This is a genomic window from Pseudomonas sp. B6001, from assembly GCF_013386015.1.
GTDB lineage: Bacteria > Pseudomonadota > Gammaproteobacteria > Pseudomonadales > Pseudomonadaceae > Aquipseudomonas.
In genome coordinates this window covers 40,530-59,442 of the sequence record NZ_JACAOX010000035.1, presented here as the reverse complement: position 1 = coordinate 59,442, position 18,913 = coordinate 40,530, and the positions used below count along the sequence as shown (strand labels likewise).

16 protein-coding genes are annotated in these 18,913 nt (G+C 61.5%); 5 read left to right on the top strand and 11 right to left on the bottom strand.

The annotated features are described in order from the left end of the window. The first annotated feature begins 14 nt into the window (after positions 1 to 14). Positions 15 to 224, top strand: a complete 210-nt coding sequence (locus HX821_RS27730; RefSeq protein WP_003219353.1) for a cold-shock protein — start codon at positions 15 to 17, stop codon at positions 222 to 224. Between the two features lie 122 nt (positions 225 to 346). Here the strand turns inward: HX821_RS27730 and HX821_RS27725 are convergent, their stop codons facing one another. The 4 genes from HX821_RS27725 to HX821_RS27710 form a co-directional block, all read right to left on the bottom strand. After that, the gene (locus HX821_RS27725) at positions 347 to 724 is read right to left on the bottom strand and encodes a hypothetical protein (protein WP_008430491.1); all 378 of its coding nucleotides are present in this window, start codon (positions 722 to 724) and stop codon (positions 347 to 349) included. Positions 725 to 801: 77 nt separating this feature from the next. Beyond that, positions 802 to 1,611: a putative RNA methyltransferase gene (locus tag HX821_RS27720; protein WP_102368224.1), complete on the bottom strand. Its 810-nt coding sequence runs from the start codon at positions 1,609 to 1,611 to the stop codon at positions 802 to 804. Continuing rightward, positions 1,611 to 2,762 carry a succinyl-diaminopimelate desuccinylase gene (gene dapE / locus HX821_RS27715; RefSeq protein WP_008430488.1) on the bottom strand — a complete coding sequence of 384 codons (1,152 nt, stop codon included), beginning with the start codon at positions 2,760 to 2,762 and terminating at the stop codon, positions 1,611 to 1,613. Before dapE ends, HX821_RS27720 begins: the two co-directional genes overlap by 1 nt. 237 nt (positions 2,763 to 2,999) lie before the next feature. Further along, a complete protein-coding gene (locus HX821_RS27710; protein ID WP_003219347.1) occupies positions 3,000 to 5,591 on the bottom strand; it encodes a glycosyltransferase in 2,592 nt (863 codons plus the stop codon). Positions 5,592 to 5,810: 219 nt separating this feature from the next. On the opposite strand from HX821_RS27710, the gene tcdA reads away from it, so the two are divergent. Beyond that, a complete protein-coding gene (gene tcdA, locus HX821_RS27705; RefSeq protein ID WP_003219345.1) occupies positions 5,811 to 6,620 on the top strand; it encodes a tRNA cyclic N6-threonylcarbamoyladenosine(37) synthase TcdA in 810 nt (269 codons plus the stop codon). 117 nt (positions 6,621 to 6,737) lie between these two features. Here tcdA and HX821_RS27700 read toward each other — a convergent pair whose 3' ends face one another. From HX821_RS27700 to HX821_RS27685, 4 genes are all read right to left on the bottom strand, one after another. Then, positions 6,738 to 7,151 carry a SufE family protein gene (locus HX821_RS27700; RefSeq protein WP_177036987.1) on the bottom strand — a complete coding sequence of 138 codons (414 nt, stop codon included), beginning with the start codon at positions 7,149 to 7,151 and terminating at the stop codon, positions 6,738 to 6,740. After that, complete coding sequence (locus HX821_RS27695) at positions 7,148 to 8,353, bottom strand: aminotransferase class V-fold PLP-dependent enzyme (protein WP_008432246.1); 1,206 nt, start codon at positions 8,351 to 8,353, stop codon at positions 7,148 to 7,150. The genes HX821_RS27700 and HX821_RS27695 overlap by 4 nt, the downstream gene beginning before the upstream one ends. Before the next feature lie 69 nt (positions 8,354 to 8,422). Beyond that, positions 8,423 to 9,457, bottom strand: a complete 1,035-nt coding sequence (dapD, locus tag HX821_RS27690) for a 2,3,4,5-tetrahydropyridine-2,6-dicarboxylate N-succinyltransferase (protein ID WP_003219342.1) — start codon at positions 9,455 to 9,457, stop codon at positions 8,423 to 8,425. A gap of 33 nt (positions 9,458 to 9,490) precedes the next feature. Further along, positions 9,491 to 9,853, bottom strand: coding sequence for an ArsC family reductase (locus HX821_RS27685; protein WP_003219341.1), 363 nt, complete (start codon positions 9,851 to 9,853; stop codon positions 9,491 to 9,493). 213 nt (positions 9,854 to 10,066) lie between these two features. Between HX821_RS27685 and HX821_RS27680 the strand changes: the two genes are divergently transcribed. Continuing rightward, positions 10,067 to 11,710, top strand: coding sequence for a Na+/H+ antiporter (locus tag HX821_RS27680; protein ID WP_177036985.1), 1,644 nt, complete (start codon positions 10,067 to 10,069; stop codon positions 11,708 to 11,710). A 138-nt stretch (positions 11,711 to 11,848) separates the two neighbouring features. Here HX821_RS27680 and dapC read toward each other — a convergent pair whose 3' ends face one another. From dapC to map, 3 genes are all read right to left on the bottom strand, one after another. Next, positions 11,849 to 13,048 carry a succinyldiaminopimelate transaminase gene (dapC, locus tag HX821_RS27675; RefSeq protein ID WP_087694928.1) on the bottom strand — a complete coding sequence of 400 codons (1,200 nt, stop codon included), beginning with the start codon at positions 13,046 to 13,048 and terminating at the stop codon, positions 11,849 to 11,851. Positions 13,049 to 13,094: 46 nt separating this feature from the next. Then, positions 13,095 to 15,797, bottom strand: coding sequence for a [protein-PII] uridylyltransferase (locus HX821_RS27670; protein WP_003219334.1), 2,703 nt, complete (start codon positions 15,795 to 15,797; stop codon positions 13,095 to 13,097). 61 nt (positions 15,798 to 15,858) lie between these two features. Further along, positions 15,859 to 16,641, bottom strand: coding sequence for a type I methionyl aminopeptidase (gene map, locus HX821_RS27665; protein WP_003219332.1), 783 nt, complete (start codon positions 16,639 to 16,641; stop codon positions 15,859 to 15,861). A 385-nt stretch (positions 16,642 to 17,026) separates the two neighbouring features. Between map and rpsB the strand changes: the two genes are divergently transcribed. Together rpsB and tsf are read left to right on the top strand one after the other, a co-directional pair. Next, a complete protein-coding gene (gene rpsB / locus HX821_RS27660) occupies positions 17,027 to 17,764 on the top strand; it encodes a 30S ribosomal protein S2 (protein ID WP_003219330.1) in 738 nt (245 codons plus the stop codon). A gap of 192 nt (positions 17,765 to 17,956) precedes the next feature. After that, positions 17,957 to 18,820, top strand: coding sequence for a translation elongation factor Ts (gene tsf, locus HX821_RS27655; protein ID WP_008432237.1), 864 nt, complete (start codon positions 17,957 to 17,959; stop codon positions 18,818 to 18,820). Positions 18,821 to 18,913: the final 93 nt, after the last annotated feature.

The following is an 18,913-nucleotide window of genomic DNA, read 5'->3' as shown; positions in this document are numbered from 1 at the left end:
TGGGAGCAAAACAGATGGCAACGCGCGAAACCGGCAATGTGAAGTGGTTCAACGACGCCAAGGGCTATGGCTTTATCCAGCGGGAAGATGGCAAGGATGTGTTTGTGCACTACCGCGCCATTCGCGGTGAAGGGCATCGTTCATTGGCCGAAGGCCAGCAGGTGGAATACGCAGTGGTGACGGGCGAGAAGGGCTTGCAGGCTGAGGATGTGGTGGGCCTGTAACCTTGGCGTGATCGTTCCCACGCTCTGCGTGGGAATGCTTCTTTGGACGCTCCGCGTCTGCTTTTAATCGTGACGCGGAGCGTCACAGGTTGCATTCCCACGCAGAGCGTGGGAACGATCCCTCAGGTTGTTTTCCAGGTGATCTGCTCTTCACCGTCGGCGCTGATACGAATCCAGGTATCCGCGCTTTCTTCACCTTCTTCTTCTACCCAGCTGCCCGGCGCGCAACGCACTTCGACGTTCAGCGCGGCAAAGGCTGCGCGGGCGCAGGCGATGTCGTCTTCCCACGGGGTCTGGTCGCTTTCCAGGTACAGGCTGTTCCATTTGCCTACGGCTTTCGGCAGCCAGGTGACCGGTACGCTGCCGGCTTTGCACTTGTAGGTCTGGCCGCGCTGGACCCAGTCGGTGCACGGGCCCAGGGCGGCGCCCAACCAGGCGGCGATGGCCTTGTGGTCGACGTCGGCGTCCTTGAGGTAAATCTCGATATCAGGTTGGCGCATGGATGTTCCTCGTTGCGGGATTTTGAAAATCCATTCGCGGATTCGGTGTGGGCCCCGAGGCCCACAAAAATAATGGGTTATTGAAGCACGAAATAGTCGTAGCGCATCGACACAGTGACCAGCAGCGGTTCGGCGGCTTCGATCACCCGGGCCCGGCGTTCGGCACTCGCGCGCCAGCCGTGGGGCGTCATCGCCAGCAGGTTGGCGCGATCCTTGGGGTCGGCCAGGCTGAGCTTGAACTCCAGGGTTTCGCTGTGTTGCAGGCTCATGCCCTGCGGCACCAGCGCCAGGTGCTTGTCGTCGGTGTACTCGCGCACTTCGTCGTACAAACGCTCACGCAGCTCCATCAGGTGGCCGCGGGTCGGGCCGACTTTCATCAAGCCGCCGCCCGGGCTGAGCAGGCGCTTGGCCTCCAGCCAGTCCAGCGGGCTGAACACGCTGGCCAGGAACTGGCAACTGGCATCGGCCAACGGCACCCGGGCCATGCTGGCGATCAACCAGGTCACCGTGGGGTTGCGCTTGCAGGCGCGCTTGACCGCTTCCCTGGAAATATCCAGGGCATAACCATCGGCGCGCAGCAGGGCGTCGGCGATCTGCGCGGTGTAGTAACCCTCGCCACAACCGATGTCGAGCCAGCGCTGGGGTTTGCGTTCAGCGGCCAGTTCGGCCAGGCGCCTGGCCACCGGGGCGTAATGCCCGGCGTTGAGAAAGTCGCGGCGCGCTTCCACCATCGCCAGGTTGTCGCCCGGGTCACGGCTGTTCTTGTGCTGCACCGGCAACAGGTTCAGGTAACCCTGGCGCGCCCGGTCGAAACGGTGCCCGGCCGGGCAGGCTACACCGTTGTCCACTTCCTGTAGCGGTGCGCTGCAAATGGGGCAAGCGAGCATCAGGCGAGCAACTTGATCAGGGTCTGGTAGTAGATTTCGGTCAGCACATCGAGGTCGCTGGCGAGGATGCGCTCGTTGACCTGATGGATCGTCGCGTTGACCGGGCCCAGTTCCACCACCTGAGTGCCGAGGGTCGCGATGAAGCGCCCATCGGAGGTGCCGCCGCTGGTGGACGCCTGGGTCTCGCGACCGGTGACGGCCTTGATGCTGGCGGAGACCGCATCGAGCAACGCGCCCGGTTCGGTGAGGAACGGCAGGCCCGACAGCGCCCACTCCACATGCCAGTCCAGGCCATGCTTGTCGAGAATCGCCGCGACCCGCTGCTGCAGGCCTTCGACGGTGGACTCGGTGGAGAAGCGGAAGTTGAACACCGCCGTCAGGTCGCCCGGGATCACGTTGGTGGCGCCGGTGCCGGAGTTGAGGTTGGAAATCTGGAAGCTGGTAGGCGGGAAGAAGGTGTTGCCATCGTCCCAGTGCTCGGCGGCCAGTTCGGCCAGGGCCGGAGCCGCCAGGTGGATTGGGTTCTTCGCCAGGTGCGGGTAGGCCACATGGCCTTGCACGCCGCGCACGGTCAGGGTGGCGCCGAGGGAGCCGCGACGGCCGTTCTTGACCACGTCGCCCACCAGGGTGGTGCTCGACGGTTCGCCGACGATGCACCAGTCCAGGCGCTCCTTGCGGGCTGCCAGGCGTTCGATCACGGCCTTGGTGCCGTGGTGCGCCGGGCCTTCTTCGTCACTGGTGATCAGGAATGCGACCGAACCCTTGTGGTCCGGGTAGTCGGTCACAAAGCGCTCGGAAGCGACCAGCATCGCCGCCAGGCTGCCTTTCATGTCGGCTGCGCCACGGCCGCAGAGCATGCCGTTTTCATCGATCAGCGCGTCGAACGGGTCGTTCTGCCAGGCCTTGACCGGGCCGGTCGGCACCACGTCGGTGTGGCCGGCGAAGCACAATACCGGGCCTTCGTGTTTGCCGTGGGTGGCCCAGAAGTTATCCACATCCTCGATGCGCATCGGCTCAAGCGCAAAACCGGCGTCGCCCAGGCGCTGCATCATCAGCTTCTGGCAATCGGCGTCGACCGGCGTCACCGACGGGCGGCGGATCAGGTCGATAGCGAGTTGGAGGGTCGGCGAAAGGTCGGCGTGGGCCGTCATGTAAAAACTCCAGAAGCATGTCAGGGCGCAAGGCTTATGTGGGAGGGGGGCTTGTGTGGGAGCGGGCTTGCTCGCGAATACGGAGTGTCAGTCAACAATGTATGAACTGACCCGGCGCATTCGCGAGCAAGCCCGCTCCCACACAAAGCAATGGCCTGGGCCAAGTCTCACAAAATGGCCGTTATCTTATAGCAAAACGGCGGCCAGAGGCCGCCGTTTAGTGCATTGCGCAGGATTTTAAGCAGCGGCCACAGGCTCTTGCTTCGGTGCCGGTTTCGGCAGCGACGACAGGAACGCCATGATCAGCGCCGCCACATACGGCAGCGACTGCACCAGCAACATCACCACCCAGAAGCGCATGTCATTGCTCGGCAGGCCCTGCACCAGGTAAATCCCCAGTGCCGCACCCCACAACAGCAGCATGATGAACATCTCTTCCCGGGCTTCGGAGATCGCCACCCAGAAACCGTGGTTATCGGCGTTCTTCGGTGTACGGAAGAACGGAATGCTGGTGGTGAAGAACCCGTACAGCACCGCCTTGGCGATGGTGTGCGACAACGCCAGCCCGGCCAGTGCCGCGCAGAACGCATCTTTCAGGTTCACACCCACCGCACGACGGTAGAGGAAGATGATCTTGCCGACCTTGAACACGAACAACGCCAGTGGCGGGATCGCGAAAATCAGCAGCGGCGGGTCAACCCGCGTCGGCACGATAATCATCGCCGCCGACCACAACAAGGCGCCCACGGTGAAGAAGATGTTCATGCCGTCGGCCACCCACGGCAACCACCCCGCGAGGAAGTGGTAGCGCTGGCCACGGGTCAGCTCGGTGTCCTTGCCGCGCAAGAGGCTCGCAGTGTGGCGCTTGATGATCTGGATCGCGCCGTAGGCCCAGCGGAAACGCTGTTTCTTGAAGTCGATAAAGGTATCGGGCATCAGGCCCTTGCCGTAGCTGTCGTGGTAGTACGCCGCCGACAGGCCCTTCTCGAAGACCCGCAGGCCCAGCTCGGCATCCTCACAGATGCACCAGTCGGCCCAGCCCAGCTCTTCCAGCACCGAGCGACGGGTCATGGTCATGGTGCCGTGCTGGATGATCGCGTCACGGTCGTTGCGGGTGACCATGCCGATATGGAAGAAGCCTTTGTATTCCGCGTAGCAGAGCTTCTTGAAGGTGCTTTCGTTCTGGTCGCGATAATCCTGTGGCGACTGCACCACGGCGATTTTCGGGTCGGCGAAGTGCGGCACCATGTGCTTGAGCCAGTTTGGCGACACGCAGTAATCGGAGTCGATCACCGCGATCACTTCGGCATCCTTAGCGGTGTGCGGGATCAGGTAGTTCAGTGCGCCGCCCTTGAAACCGGCCAGGGGCGAGACGTGGAAGAACTTGAAGCGCGGGCCGAGGGTTTCGCAGTAGTCGCGCACCGGCTCCCACACGGCCGGGTCCTTGGTGTTGTTGTCGATGATCAGGACTTCGTAGTCCGGATAATCGAGGGCGGCCAGGGCGTCGAGGGTCTGTTTGACCATCTCCGGCGGCTCGTTGTAGCACGGCACGTGGATCGAGACTTTCGGGCGGTAGTCCGAATCCCCTTCAACCGGCAGGAATTCACGCCGGCGTTTGTGGGTCCAGACTGCTTCGGCCAGCTCATGGGCTTCGGTCAGCAACACGATAAATACGCCCAGGGCGCCGAGTGCCAGCAGGAAGCCCACCGTCAAGCTGAACCAGGTGCTGTATTGCTGACTGTAGTCATAACCGATCCACACCAATACCGACCCGCACAGGAACGCGATAAAGGTCAGGAACGTACGGCCGCGCTGGCGCAGGGCCGAGCCGTCGATCATCAGCAGGGTCAGGGACAGCAGCGCAAGCACCACCGAGCCGATCGCCAGCACTCGCCATTGCGGAATCGCGACCACCGGGCCATCAAAGTTGAATTTCTGCTGGCGTGCGGCGTTGAACACGCCCCAATAGGCCCCTACAGAGCCTTCGTCGCTGGCTTTCCATGGCTGGTCAAACGCTTCGATCACGAAGTAGTTGTAGCCCTGGCGGTTCAGCGTGTTAACCAGCGTGCGCAGGTAAATCGCCTGGTCGGCGGGGGAGGCGTCAGCACCGCCACGCATCCGGCCGTTGCTCGGCCAGCCAACCTCCGACAGCAACAGCGGCTTTTTCGGGAAGGTCTTCTTCAGGTCCCGTGCGCGATCGAGTACGAACTGGCCGGCCTTGTCCACCGGGATATGTTCCCAGTACGGCAGGATGTGCGCGGCGATCAGGTCGACGTGCTTGGCCAGTTGCGGGTTGTGTTCCCAGATGTGCCATTGCTCGGAGGTGGTTACGGGCACCTTGACGGCGGCCCGTACCCGATCCAGCAGCACGATCAGCGCTTCCGGGGTGATTTCCTCGCGGAACAGCGCCTCGTTGCCCACCACTACCCGCACTACGCTGCGGGAGCTGTTGGCGATTTCGATGGCGCGCTGGATCTCGCGCTCGTTGCGCTCAAGGTCCGGACTGATCCAGATCCCCAGGGTCACCCGCAGGCCGAATTCTTCCGCCAGCTTGGGGATATCCCCCAGGGTGCCGTCGACCGAGTAGGTACGGATGTTGTCCGTCAGCTTGCTCATGATCGCAAGGTCCTGACGCATTTGATCGTCGGTCGGATACTGGTCTTTCTGTGGGTACTGGCCTTGCTGGAACGGCGAGTACGAAAAACCGGAGATCTGCTCGGGCCAGTTAGGGGCATTGACCGGGCGGTTGATCAGCGCCCAGAAGCCGGTGAACAGCGCGGCAATTGCCAGCACCACCACCAGGTTGAGTCCAAATTTACGCGATGACATGGCTATTTCGGGTTCCAAAGGGTGTGGAACGAAAAGAGGTGTCGGCCTGCGCCGAACGGCGCGCATCCTACACTGGCCTTTCACCGACCGTACAGCAAGCCGGGAAAAACCGGACATTGGGCAGTGCAACTCGTCGTAAGTTCTCTTACTTGTAGCTTGTAGTTTAAAACTTGTCGCTGTGTAGCCCTATAATGCGCGCCGGTTTTTGGGGTAATGGTCATGAGTACAGAAGATCCACGGTTTGCCGGCGTCGCCCGCTTGTATGGCATTGAAGGCCTGGAGCGCCTGAAGGCGGCCCATGTGGCCATCGTCGGCGTGGGCGGGGTGGGTTCGTGGGCGGCGGAAGCCATCGCTCGCTGCGGCGTGGGCGAGATTTCGCTGTTTGACCTCGATGATGTGTGCGTCAGCAACAGCAACCGTCAGCTGCATGCGCTGGACAGCACGGTGGGCAAGGCCAAGGTCGAGGTCATGGCCGAGCGCCTGAAAGGCATCAACCCGGATTGCACCGTGCACGCGGTGGCGGATTTCGTGACCCGCGAGACGATGGCCGAGTACATCACGCCGAACATCGACTGTGTGATCGACTGCATCGACAGTGTGAACGCCAAGGCCGCACTGATTGCCTGGTGCAAGCGGCGCAAGATCCAGATCATCACCACCGGCGGCGCGGGCGGGCAGATTGATCCGACGTTGATTCAGGTGTGTGACTTGAACCGTACGTTCAATGACCCGCTGGCGTCGAAGGTGCGCTCCACGTTGCGTCGCGACTATGGCTTCTCCCGCACTGTGACCCGCCACTACAGCGTGCCCTGCGTGTTCTCCACCGAACAGCTGCGTTACCCGAAGCCGGACGGCAGCATCTGTTTGCAGAAGAGTTTTGTCGGGGATGGCGTGAAGCTGGACTGCGCCGGCGGGTTTGGCGCGGTGATGATGGTGACTGCGACCTTCGGCATGGTGGCCGCGACCAAGGCGGTGGACAAGATAGTGGCCGGGGTGCGCCGGCCTGCTGACAGGGTCAAGGCCCCTTAGATCTCAGTCTGGAATGAAGATCAAAATGTGGGAGCGGGCTTGCTCGCGAAAGCGGTGTATCAGTCGACATCTCCGGTGACTGACACGCCGCCTTCGCGAGCAAGCCCGCTCCCACATTTAGTTTTGTGTGAGGCTCAGATGCCGCATGCGCTGCAGCACCGCATTCAACCCATTGCTGCGCGACGGCGATAACTGCCGCGACAGGCCCAGTTGCTCAAACCAGCCGGGCAAGTCGACGGCTTGCAGTTCGGCGGCAGACACACCGTTGACCCGCGCCAGCAACAACGCCACCAGCCCGCGTATCAGCCGTGCATCGCTGCTGGCGGCAAACTGCCAATGCCCATCCTGCAAGCGCCCCACCAGCCACACCAGGCTTTCACAGCCCTGCACCAGGTTGACGTCTACCTTGTCTTCGTCCGGCAAGGCGGGCAGCCGCTCGCCCCATTGCATCAGCAGGCGGGCCCGTTGCTCCCAACTGCCGACTGCCTGGAACGCTTCCAGCGCGACAACGGCCTCCGGCGGCAAGCTCATCGCAACATATCCAGGGCTTGATCCAGCGCTTCAAAAAAGCGCTCCAGGTCATCGGAGTCGTTGTACAGCGCCAATGACACCCGAATCGCCCCCGACAATCCCATCTGCTTGAGCAGCGGCATCGCACAATGATGGCCGGCGCGCACCGCAATCCCTTGTTCGGTCAGCAAGTGGGCGAGGTCGGCGTTGTGCACGCCTTCCACCACGAAGCTGGCCAGGGCGACGTGCGGCGACCCCAGCAAGCGCACGCCATTGCGCGCTTGCAAGCCACGCAACAGGTAGTCGTGCAGGGCTGCTTCGTGAGCCGTCACCGCCTGCTGGTCCAGGGAACTCAGGTAATCCAGGGTTGCCCCCAGGCCGATCACGCTGGCGATCGGCGGAGTCCCGGCTTCGAAGCCGAGGGGCGCCGGGCGGAAACTGGCGCTTTGATAATCAGCCTGCTGCACCATCTCGCCCCCAAACTGCCAATGGCGCAGGTGATGCAGGGCTTCGGTGCGGCCATACAGCACGCCGACGCCGTCCGGCCCGTAGAGTTTATGGCTGGAAAACACGTAGAAGTCGCAGCCCAGGGCCTGCATATCATGGCGACCATGCACGATGCCCTGGGCGCCATCGACCACCGTCAGTGCATCGTGGGCCTTGGCCAGCGCCAGCAGTTGCGGCAACGGCTGCCAGGCGCCAAGTACGTTGGACAGTTGGCTCACCGCCAACAGGCGGGTGCGCGGGCCGATCAGTTGGGCGGCGGCTTGCAGGTCGATCAAGCCGCCAGCGTCAAGCGGCAGTACCACCAGCGCCAGCTCGCGACGCTTGGCCAGTTGCTGCCACGGCAGCAGGTTGGCGTGGTGCTCCAGGGCGCTGATGACAATCTCGTCGCCCGGGTTGAATAGGTGCTCAAGGCCATAAGCCAGGAGGTTCAGCGCCGATGTCGCGCCGTGGGTGAAGATGATTTGCCCCTCGTCACCGACGTTCAGCCACTGTGCCACCTTGCTGCGACTGTCCTCGAAAGCCTGGGTCGCATGGGCGCCCGGCAAATGCTGGGCACGGTGCACATTGGCTGCGCCATTGGCGTAGTAATGGCTGATGGCGTCCAGCAGGGCTTGAGGTTTTTGCGTGGTGGCGGCGTTGTCCAGATAGGTCTGGTCTTGCCGTTGCAGGGTGGCGATGGCCGGAAAATCGGCGCGCCAGGGAGAGGGCACAAGCATGGTGATCAAGACTCGTATAAACGGCCCGCACCGGTCAGGCGCGGGCCGTTAGTGGCATCGAGTCGCTGCTTAGTTGTGAGCGTGCAGCGCTGCGTTCAGTTCGATGGCCGATTTGTGGGTTTTGCACTCCACGGCACCGGTCTCGGAGTTGCGGCGGAACAGCAGGTCCGGTTGGCCGGCCAGCTCGCGGGCCTTGACCACCTTGACCAGCTGGTTCTGCTCGTCCAGCAGCGCAACCTTGGTGCCGGCGGTCACGTACAGGCCCGACTCCACGGTGTTGCGGTCGCCCAACGGGATACCGATACCGGCGTTGGCGCCGATCAGGCAGCCTTCGCCGACCTTGATCACGATGTTGCCGCCACCCGACAGGGTGCCCATGGTGGAGCAACCGCCGCCCAGGTCCGAACCCTTGCCGACGAACACGCCAGCCGACACGCGGCCTTCGATCATGCCCGGGCCTTCGGTACCGGCGTTGAAGTTGACGAAACCTTCGTGCATCACGGTGGTGCCTTCGCCTACGTAGGCGCCCAGGCGGATGCGCGCGGCATCAGCGATACGCACGCCGCTCGGCACCACGTAGTCGGTCATCTTCGGGAACTTGTCCACCGAGAACACTTCCAGCAGGTCGCCACGCAGGCGCGCTTCCAGTTGACGCTCGGCCAGCTCATTGATGTCGATTGCGCCCTGGCTGGTCCAGGCCACGTTCGGCAACTGCGGGAACACACCGGCCAGGCTCAGGCCGTGAGGCTTGACCAGGCGATGGGACAGCAGGTGCAGCTTGAGGTAGGCCTCAGGCGTGGAGGTCAGTGCGGCGTCTTCGGCCAGCAGGGTGGCGACCAGCGGCGTGTGGCTTTCAGCCAGGCGGCTCAACAGGGCGGCTTGGGCAGCGTCGACGCCCTTGAGCGCGTCAGCCAGTTGCAGGGCCTGGGTGACGGTGAAAGTGATCGCCTGGTTGCCTTCGGTGTAACCGAGGATCGGCGCGATGGCCGCGATGATTTCAGCCGATGGATTGAGCAGCGGTTGTGCGTAAAACACTTCCAGCCAAGCACCTTGGCGGTTCTGAGTGCCGACGCCGAAGCCCAGGCTGAACAGGGAATTGGACATGCTGTTACCTCTACAAAAATGGAGTGGGCTGGCCTACTTGAGGGCCGCCGAATAGCTATCTGGCTTGAAGCCAATCAGGGTTTTGTCACCGAGATCAAGCACCGGGCGCTTGATCATCGAGGGTTGCGCGAGCATCAATTCAATGGCTTTCGCTTGGTCGAGATCGGCTTTGCGTTCGTCTTCGAGTTTGCGAAAGGTGGTGCCCGCACGGTTCAAAACCACCTGCCAACCGTGCTCATTGCACCATTGGGTCAAGTGTTCGCGGTCGATACCGGCCGTCTTGTAGTCATGAAACTCATACTGGATAGCGTGCTCATCGAGCCAGGTGCGCGCCTTTTTCATGGTGTCGCAGGCTTTGATGCCGAAAAGGTGCAACGTTTTGCTTGAAGCGGTCAAGGAATTGCCCCCCTTTGGGCTCACGCAGATTAAAGGTCACGGATTATGCCATGGCCAGCGGCTTTCGGCGCCGCTCGTCACACTTACGTTTTGCTCGTGTGCGACTTTTGTGCAAAGGCCATCGCGCAGCATAGGCGGCTAATATGGCACTTCAACGGCGAGTTGTTGCCTGATGTGTGTTGTTGCAAGTTGATTGTCTGGGAATCCCGCGTTATGCAAACCGCCTACACCGTACTTATCCTGCTGATGCTGGTCAGCGTTTCGCGCCTTGTCGGGCGTGTGATCCCACTGCCGTTGCCACTGGTGCAGATCGCCGCCGGTGCGTTGCTGGCCTGGCCGACCCTGGGGCTGCATGTCGCCCTGGACCCTGAGTTGTTTCTTTTCCTGTTTCTGCCGCCGCTGCTGTTCTCCGATGGCTGGCGCATGCCCAAGCGTGAATTGTGGCGCCTGCGCGGGCCGATCCTGACGCTGGCGGTGGGGTTGGTGCTGTTTACGGTGGTGGGGGCCGGTTACTTCATTCACTGGTTGTTGCCGAGTATTCCCCTGCCGGTGGCCTTCGCCCTGGCGGCCGTGTTGTCGCCGACGGATGCCGTGGCGGTGTCGGCCATTTCCCAGAACCGCTTGCCGACGCCACTGATGCACATGCTCCAGGGCGAGGCGTTGATGAATGATGCCTCGGGCCTGGTGACCTTCAAGTTCGCCCTGGCGGCGGCGCTGACCGGCGTGTTCTCGCTGGCGGATGCGAGCCTCACCTTTGTGCTGGTGGCCGTGGGTGGGCTGGCGGTCGGTGTGGTGTTGAGCTGGCTGGTCGGCCGCCTGCGTGCCTGGATGATCGCCCGGGGCTGGGACGACCCGGCGACGCACGTGGTGTTCATGTTGTTGCTGCCATTCGCCGCCTACGTGCTGGCCGAACGCCTTGGCGCCTCGGGCATCCTGTCGGCGGTGGCTGCGGGCATGATGCAAAGCTGGCTCGACCTGCTGCCGCGCCAGACCAGCACCCGGTTGCTCAACCGCAGCGTCTGGTCGCTGCTGGAGTTTGCGTTCAACGGCTTGATCTTCCTGCTGCTGGGCCTGCAACTGCCGGACATCATCAAGGCGGTGGTCAGCCATGAGCCGACGCTGTGGCCGACCTTGTTGTATCGCTGCCTGGACGTGATCGCGATTTTCCTGGTGCTGGTGGTGTTGCGGTTTATCTGGGTGCAAAGCATCTGGCGACTGTCGGGTTTATTGCGCCGGATTCGTGGGAAAAGTGAGCTGACGCTGGTGCCCACCGCGCGGTCCTGCTGGTTGCTGACCGTCGGTGGCGTACGCGGTGCCGTGACCCTGGCGGGTGTGATGTCGGTACCGTTACTGCTTGCGCCGGGGCAGGATTTTCCCGAGCGCGACCTGCTGATCTTCATCGCCGCTGGTGTGATCCTGCTGTCGTTGGTCGCGGCCTGCATCGCTTTGCCGCTGCTGTTGCGCGGCATCGAGAAGAGCCCGGATGAGAAACGCCACAATGAAGTGCGCGATGCCTGGAAGAAGACCGCCGTGGCTGCTATCCATGCCCTGGAAGCCGAAGAACCCGCTGAAGCTGCACCCCAGGATGCCGCCCAGGCAGCCTTGGCCACCGAGCTCAAGGCGCGGTTGATGTCGGAGTATCGTCATCAACTGGAAGTGTTCAACGATTCGGCCGAAGCCCAGGCGCTGGCGTTGCAGATGGATCAACTGGAGCGCAAGTTGCGGCTCAAGGCCCTGCGGGCGCAGCGTCTGGAACTGTATAGCCTGAGCCGTCACCATCAGATTGGTGATGATGTGCTACGGGAGGTGTTGGCGGATCTGGATATGAGCGAGGCGAATCTGGGTCATATCAAATAACACCGCGGTGCTTGCTTGTGGCGAGGGAGCTTGCTCCCGCTGGGCTGCGTAGCGGCCCCAAAAAAGCGGGAGCGCTGCGCACTCCAGCGGGAGCAAGCTCCCTCGCCACAGCAAGCCCCCTCGCCACATTCAGCGCAGTTATTTATTGCGGGTAATAAAGTCGCGAATCCGCGTCGCCGCTTCCACGCACTCCGCCAACGGCGCGACCAGCGCCAGGCGCACACGCCCGGCGCCCGGGTTGACCCCGTCCACTTCCCGCGACAGGTACGAGCCCGGTACCACGGTCACGTGTTCTTCCACGAACAAGTCCCGGCAGAACGCCGCATCGTCGCCCTTCACATTCGGCCACAGGTAGAAGCCGCCGTCCGGGTTTTGCACGTCCAGCACCGGCTTCAGGATCGCCAGCACCGCATCGAACTTCTCCCGGTACAGGTCACGGTTGGCCTGCACGTGGGCTTCGTCCTGCCAGGCAGCAATGCTCGCCAGTTGGGTTTGCACCGGCATCGCGCAACCGTGGTAGGTGCGGTACAGCAGGAAGCCCTTGAGGATATCGGCGTCGCCGGCTACAAAGCCCGAACGCAGGCCCGGCAGGTTGGAGCGCTTGGACAGGCTGTGGAACACCACGCAACGCTTGAAGTCCTGGCGGCCCAGTTCCACGCAGGCGCTGAGCAGGCCTGGCGGCGGGGTTTGTTCGTCGAAGTACAGCTCGCTGTAGCACTCGTCGGCGGCGATCACGAAGTCGTATTCGTCGGCCAGGGCGATCAGCTTTTTCAGGGTGTCGACGGGAATCAGTGCACCGGTGGGGTTGCCTGGCGAGCACAGGAACAGGATCTGGCAGCGTTTCCAGATGTCCGGCGATACCGCGTCGAAATCCGGGTTGAAGCCGTTTTCATCCAGGCACGGCAGGTAATGCGGCTTGGCCCCGGCGAGGAACGCCGCCCCTTCGTAGATCTGGTAGAACGGGTTCGGGCTGACCACCAGCGCGTCGTCGCCGCGGTTGACCACGGTCTGGGTGAAGGCGAACAGCGCTTCACGGGTGCCGTTCACCGGCAGGATGTTGCGCGCCGGGTCAAGCCAGCCCTTGGGCACGCTGAAACGGCGTTCACACCAGGCGCCAATGGCTTCGCGCAGGGCGGGAATGCCCAGGGTGGTGGGGTACACCGCCATCTGGTCCAGGTTGTTGGCCAGCGCCTCGGCGACAAACTGCGGGGATTTGTGCTTCGGCTCACCGATGGACAGGGCGATGGGGCGTTTGTCCGGGTTCGGCGTGACGCTGCCCAGCAGGACGCGCAATTTCTCGAACGGGTAGGGCTGCAGCTGGTTCAGGGCGTTGTTCATCGATAAATCTCGTTCAATTCATTGGAAGCTGAAAATGGGCGGTCGGTCAGATGCTCAAGCGTGACATCTCGACGCCGGTCTCCTGATTGACGCTCAACTGCTGGACGATGGCTTCCTGCAAGCGTCGGCACAGTTCAGGGTCGGAAAGCGGCTGGTTGTCGGCATCGGTAATGAAGAACACGTCTTCCACCCGCTCGCCCAGGGTCGCAATCTTGGCGTTCTGCAACGACAGGTCGAACTCCAGGAATATCGTGCCGATCCGTGCCAGCAGGCCCGGGCGGTCCGGCGCGCTGAGTTCCAGCACCGTCACCGGGCGCTGGGCGTCGTTGTGGATGGTCACCTCGGGGGCAAAAGCAAAGTGCTTGAGCTGGCGCGGCACCCGGCGCTGGATGATGGTCGGGTAGTCGTCAGGATTGCGCAGCGCGTCGGTCAGGCCTTTGCGGATCTTTTTCACCCGCTCCGGGTTGTCGCCGATGGACTCGCCTTCTGTGTCGAGCACGATGTAGGTGTCGAGGGTGAACTGGCTGCTGGAGGTGATGACCCGGGCGTCGTGAATGTTCAGGTTGAGCTGGTCCATCGCCGCCACGGTCACGGCGAAGAAGTCGTGCTGGTCGGGTGCGTAGATGAAGATCTGCGTGCCACCCTCGAACTCGCGCTGGGTGGTTTCCTTGATCAGCACCAGCGGCCCGCCATCGGCCGGCTGCTGCAGAATCGCGTCGCTGTGCCAGGCCACGTCGCCGGCGGTGTGGCGCAGGAAGTAGTCGTCTCCCAGTTGCGACCAGAGTTGCTCGACGTCGTCCGGGTCATTGCCGCCACGCACCAGAATATCCAGGGCCGCGCTTTGGGTGCGGCGGATCTGTTCTTCGCGGTCCACCGGGTTCTCGAGGCCGCGACGCAGCGCGCGCTTGGTCTCGGTGTAGAGCTGGCGCAACAGGCTGGCGCGCCAGGAGTTCCACAGCGTCGGGTTGGTGGCGTTGATGTCGGACACGGTGAGCACGTACAGGTAGTCGAGGCGGGTTTCATCGCCGACGGCCTGGGCAAAATCGTGGATCACCTGCGGGTCGGACAAGTCCTTGCGCTGGGCGGTGGTGGACATCACCAGGTGGTTCTGCACCAGCCACACGATCAGGCGGCTGTCCCACAGCGGCAACTGGTGACGCTGGCAGAACGCTTCGGCGTCCACTGCGCCAATTTCCGAGTGATCGCCATGCCGGCCCTTGCCGATGTCGTGGTACAGGCCGGCGAGGTAGATCAATTCCGGCTTGGGCAGACGCGCCATGAGCTTGCTGGCCAGCGGGAATTTCTCTGACACCTGGGTGTACTGCAACTTACGCAGGTGCTTGATCAGGTTCAGGGTGTGGGCGTCCACCGTGTAGATGTGGAACAGGTCGTGCTGCATCTGCCCGACGATAAAACCGAACTCCGGCAGGTAGCGCCCCAGGATCCCGTAGCGGTTCATGCGCCGCAGGTTGCGGTGGATGCCGATCTTGCACTTGAACAGCTCGATAAACAGGCTGGTATTGCGGATGTCGTGGCGGAAATCGTCGTCGATCAGGTGACGGTTTTCCCGCAGCAGGCGAATGGTGTCGGCGCGTACGCCCTTGATTTCCGGCTGCTGGGCCATCAACACGAAGATTTCCAGCATGGCGAACGGCGTGCGTTTGAATACGTTGTCGTTGCGTGCCTCGATGTAGCCATCGTGGAGCTGGAAGCGCGCGTTGATCGGCTGCGGCGGTGCTTCGTCTTCCGGGGCCAGGATCACTTCTTCGAAGTGCTGGATGATCAGGTCGCTGAGCTGGGCAATGCTCATCACCACGCGGTAGTACTGCTGCATGAAGCTTTCGATGCTGGTCTTCGCGTCTTCGCCTTCAAACCCCAGCAGGGTGGCGATGGAGCGCTGGTGGTCGAACAGCAGGCGGTCTTCGGAGCGCCCGGCCAGCATGTGCAGCGCGTAGCGCACTTTCCAGAGGAATTCCTGGGAGGAGGCCAGCAGGGCGTTTTCGCTCTCCACCAGGAAGCCTTCCCCGGCCAGGGCGCGCAGGTTCAGGGTGCCGTACTGGCGACGGGCGACCCACAAAATCGTCTGGATGTCCCGCAGCCCGCCCGGGGAGCCTTTGACGTTGGGTTCCAGGTTGTATTCGGTGTCGTTGTACTTGTGGTGCCGGGCTTTCTGCTCGGCACGCTTGGCCAGGAAGAAGTCCTTGCTTGGCCACATGTGCGCGGTGCTGGTGACTTCCAGCATGCGCTGGCGCAGGCGCTCGGGGCCGGCGATGGTGCGGCTTTCCATCAGGTTGGTGATCACCGTCAGGTCGGCGCGGGCTTCCTGGGCACACTCGTCCACCGAGCGTACGCTTTGGCCGACTTCCAGGCCGATGTCCCACAACAGCGTCAGAAAACGCTCGATGGAGTCGCGAAAGATCTCGTGATCGGCGCTGTCCAGCAAGATCAGCAGGTCGATGTCGGAGTAGGGGTGCAGTTCGCCACGGCCGTAGCCGCCGACCGCCACCAGGGCGATATCGGCGTCTTCACTCCAGCTGAACTGTTCCCAGGCCTTTTGCAGGATGTTGTCGACGAACCAGGCGCGGTCCTCGATCAGCCGGCGGATATCGCGGCCGGTACGAAAGCGCCCGTCGAGCACCTCGCGGGCCTGACGAATGGCCTTCTTGAAGGCGGCGATGGGGCTGGCCTTCAGTGCCAGTTCCGCCTGGAACTGGCCACGGTCGAAGAGTTCGGGATCCACCTGGGGCATCGATCGGTTTTCCTTTCTATCTATGGGTCACAGCGTCGCTATTAGAAAACCGGTGCAAACATTACGCCGAAACGCGGGGAATCGTGTCGTCGGCACGCAGGGTGAAGATCTCGTAGCCGGTGTCGGTCACCAGCAGGGTGTGTTCCCACTGCGCCGAGAGCTTGCGGTCCTTGGTGATGGCGGTCCAGCCGTCGCCCAGCACCTTGGTATCGGCCTTGCCCTGGTTGATCATCGGCTCGATGGTGAAGGTCATGCCTGCCTTGAGCTCCATGCCGGTGCCGGCGCGGCCGTAGTGCAGGATCTGTGGCTCTTCGTGGAACACCTTGCCGATGCCGTGGCCGCAGAACTCGCGCACCACCGAGAAGCCGTTCTTTTCAGCGTGCTTCTGGATGATTTCACCGATGTCGCCCAGGCGGCAGCCAGGCTTGACGATCTCGATGGCCTTGTACATGCATTCCTGGGTGACTTGCGACAGGCGCTCGGCCCAGACCGGCACGGTGCCGACGTGGAACATGCGGCTGGTGTCGCCGTGGTAGCCGTCCTTGATGACGGTGACGTCGATGTTCAGGGTGTCGCCGTCCTTCAGCGGCTTGTCGCCGGGAATCCCGTGGCACACCACGTGGTTGATCGAGGTGCAGATCGACTTGGGGAAACCCTTGTAGTTCAGCGGCGCAGGGATGGCCTTTTGCACGTCGACGATATAGTCGTGGCAAATGCGGTCCAGCGCTTCGGTGGTGACGCCGGGCTTGACGTGTTCGGCAATCATTTCCAGGACGTCGGCAGCCAGTTTGCCGGCAACACGCATGCCAGCGATATCTTCGGCGGTTTTGAGGGTGACGGTCATACAGGCTCTCTCTAGCGCGACGCGCTGAAATCAATACGGTTTACGGGTGTGCGACAAAAGGTTGCAGAATTCGCACAAGCCCAAAAAACGCGATTCTAGCAGACGCAAGGGTGAAACCATGAGCGTCTGGCGATCGCTTCTGTCTATAAGGATGGGGGCATTCTGGCTCTATTCAAAGGCTTAGGCAAAAGCGACTGACGGCAAATGTGATTGCGGGTTTCGTTTTTGCAAGCTCTGTGGTATAAAATGCGCCGCTTTCCGGGGATACCCCGCAAAGCTTAAATCCACACACGTGTCGACACGATGACCTGGGTGCCGGAGGCGAATGCCGCTGGTTGGTCATTGGGATACGTGGAGGCCAAACCCGACTTATTAAGGAACTATCATGTCCCAAGTCAACATGCGCGATATGCTGAAGGCCGGTGTGCACTTCGGTCACCAGACCCGTTACTGGAACCCGAAAATGGGTAAATACATTTTCGGCGCGCGTAACAAGATCCACATCATCAACCTTGAAAAAACCCTGCCAATGTTCAACGAAGCTCTGACTTTCGTAGAGCGCCTGGCCCAGGGCAAAAACAAGATTCTGTTCGTCGGCACCAAGCGTTCCGCTGGCAAGATCGTTGCTGAAGAAGCAGCACGTTGCGGTTCGCCGTACGTCGATCACCGCTGGTTGGGCGGCATGCTGACCAACTTCAAAACCATCCGTGCTTCCATCAAGCGTCTGCGTGACCTTGAAGTGCAAGCCGAAGACGGTACTTTCGCCAAGCTGACCAAGAAAGAGGCGCTGATGCGCACTCGCGACCTGGAAAAGCTCGATCGTTCCCTGGGTGGTATCAAGGACATGGGCGGTCTGCCTGACGCACTGTTCGTTATCGACGTTGATCACGAGCGCATCGCGATCACCGAAGCCAACAAGCTGGGCATCCCGGTTATCGGCGTAGTCGATACCAACAGCAGCCCGGAAGGCGTTGACTACATCATCCCAGGCAACGATGACGCAATCCGCGCTATCCAGCTGTACATGGGTTCGATGGCTGACGCTGTAATCCGTGGTCGCAACCACGTTGCTGGCGGTACCGAGCAGTTCGTTGAAGAAGCTCCGGTAGCTGCAGCTGAGTAACTGACGCCTTGGCGTTGACTCAGTAAGCAAAAAGGGGGCTTGGCCCCCTTTTTGCCACCTCGAAAACCATTTGTCGGCAGCGCAGCTACAACATTTGTAACGTGCAGCGGCCTACAAGGGTGGTTCGGGAAGAATTGATCGCCCGTTCAATCGGGTGGAATGGTTGAAAACCTATCCAAGAGGATTTTGAAAATGGCAGAGATTACTGCAGCGTTGGTTAAAGAACTGCGTGAGCGTACCGGCGAAGGCATGATGGATTGCAAAAAGGCCTTGACCAAGGCCGGCGGCGACATCGAAAAAGCCATTGATGACATGCGTGCTTCGGGCGCCATCAAGGCTGCCAAGAAAGCAGGCAACGTCGCTGCTGAAGGCGCCATCGCAATCAAGGAAGACGGCAAATCGGCCGTTATCCTGGAAGTTAACTCGCAGACCGACTTCCTGGCCCTGCAAGACGACTTCAAGAACTTCGTCGCTGCCAGCGTTGAAAAAGCATTCGCTGACAAGCTGACCGACGCCGCTCCGCTGATCGAAGCTCAAGAAGCTGATCGTCTGGTTCTGGTGGGTAAAGTGGGCGAGAACGTTAACATTCGTCGCCTGACCCGCGTTGAAGGTGACGTTGTGGGTGCTTACCTGCACGGCAACAAGATCGGTGTTGTGGTTGCCCTGAAAGGCGGCAACGTTGAACTGGCCAAAGACATCGCTATGCACGTAGCGGCCAGCAACCCTGAATTCCTGCTGCCATCGGAAGTTTCTGCTGAAGCCATCGAACGCGAGAAAGCCGTGTTCCTGCAGCTGAACGAAGAGAAAATCAAAGGCAAGCCTGAAAACATCGTTGAAAACATGGTCAAGGGCCGTATCAGCAAGTTCCTGGCTGAGGCTTCCCTGGTTGAGCAGGCGTTCGTCAAGAACCCTGAAATCAAGGTTGGCGAACTGGCCAAGAAAGCCGGTGCTGAAATCGTTTCCTTCACCTACTACAAAGTAGGCGACGGCATCGAGAAGCCGGTCGACAACTTCGCTGAAGAAGTTGCTGCCCAGCTGGCTGCCACCAAGAAGTAAGACAGTTTTTAACTGTCGCCCAAAAGAGGCTGCCCGCTTACGCGCGCAGCCTCTTTTCAAATGGGGTGATCGATTTTTATTGGTTTCCCTTTG

What these genes read in the sequence shown, in the direction of transcription:
- HX821_RS27730 (WP_003219353.1), top strand. Translation starts at nt 15, where the DNA reads ATGGCAACGCGCGAAACCGGCAATGTGAAGTGGTTCAACGACGCCAAG.
- HX821_RS27725 (WP_008430491.1), bottom strand. Translation starts at nt 724, where the DNA reads ATGCGCCAACCTGATATCGAGATTTACCTCAAGGACGCCGACGTCGAC.
- HX821_RS27720 (WP_102368224.1), bottom strand. Translation starts at nt 1,611, where the DNA reads ATGCTCGCTTGCCCCATTTGCAGCGCACCGCTACAGGAAGTGGACAAC.
- dapE (WP_008430488.1), bottom strand. Translation starts at nt 2,762, where the DNA reads ATGACGGCCCACGCCGACCTTTCGCCGACCCTCCAACTCGCTATCGAC.
- HX821_RS27710 (WP_003219347.1), bottom strand. Translation starts at nt 5,591, where the DNA reads ATGTCATCGCGTAAATTTGGACTCAACCTGGTGGTGGTGCTGGCAATT.
- tcdA (WP_003219345.1), top strand. Translation starts at nt 5,811, where the DNA reads ATGAGTACAGAAGATCCACGGTTTGCCGGCGTCGCCCGCTTGTATGGC.
- HX821_RS27700 (WP_177036987.1), bottom strand. Translation starts at nt 7,151, where the DNA reads ATGAGCTTGCCGCCGGAGGCCGTTGTCGCGCTGGAAGCGTTCCAGGCA.
- HX821_RS27695 (WP_008432246.1), bottom strand. Translation starts at nt 8,353, where the DNA reads ATGCTTGTGCCCTCTCCCTGGCGCGCCGATTTTCCGGCCATCGCCACC.
- dapD (WP_003219342.1), bottom strand. Translation starts at nt 9,457, where the DNA reads ATGTCCAATTCCCTGTTCAGCCTGGGCTTCGGCGTCGGCACTCAGAAC.
- HX821_RS27680 (WP_177036985.1), top strand. Translation starts at nt 10,067, where the DNA reads ATGCAAACCGCCTACACCGTACTTATCCTGCTGATGCTGGTCAGCGTT.
- dapC (WP_087694928.1), bottom strand. Translation starts at nt 13,048, where the DNA reads ATGAACAACGCCCTGAACCAGCTGCAGCCCTACCCGTTCGAGAAATTG.
- HX821_RS27670 (WP_003219334.1), bottom strand. Translation starts at nt 15,797, where the DNA reads ATGCCCCAGGTGGATCCCGAACTCTTCGACCGTGGCCAGTTCCAGGCG.
- map (WP_003219332.1), bottom strand. Translation starts at nt 16,641, where the DNA reads ATGACCGTCACCCTCAAAACCGCCGAAGATATCGCTGGCATGCGTGTT.
- rpsB (WP_003219330.1), top strand. Translation starts at nt 17,027, where the DNA reads ATGTCCCAAGTCAACATGCGCGATATGCTGAAGGCCGGTGTGCACTTC.
- tsf (WP_008432237.1), top strand. Translation starts at nt 17,957, where the DNA reads ATGGCAGAGATTACTGCAGCGTTGGTTAAAGAACTGCGTGAGCGTACC.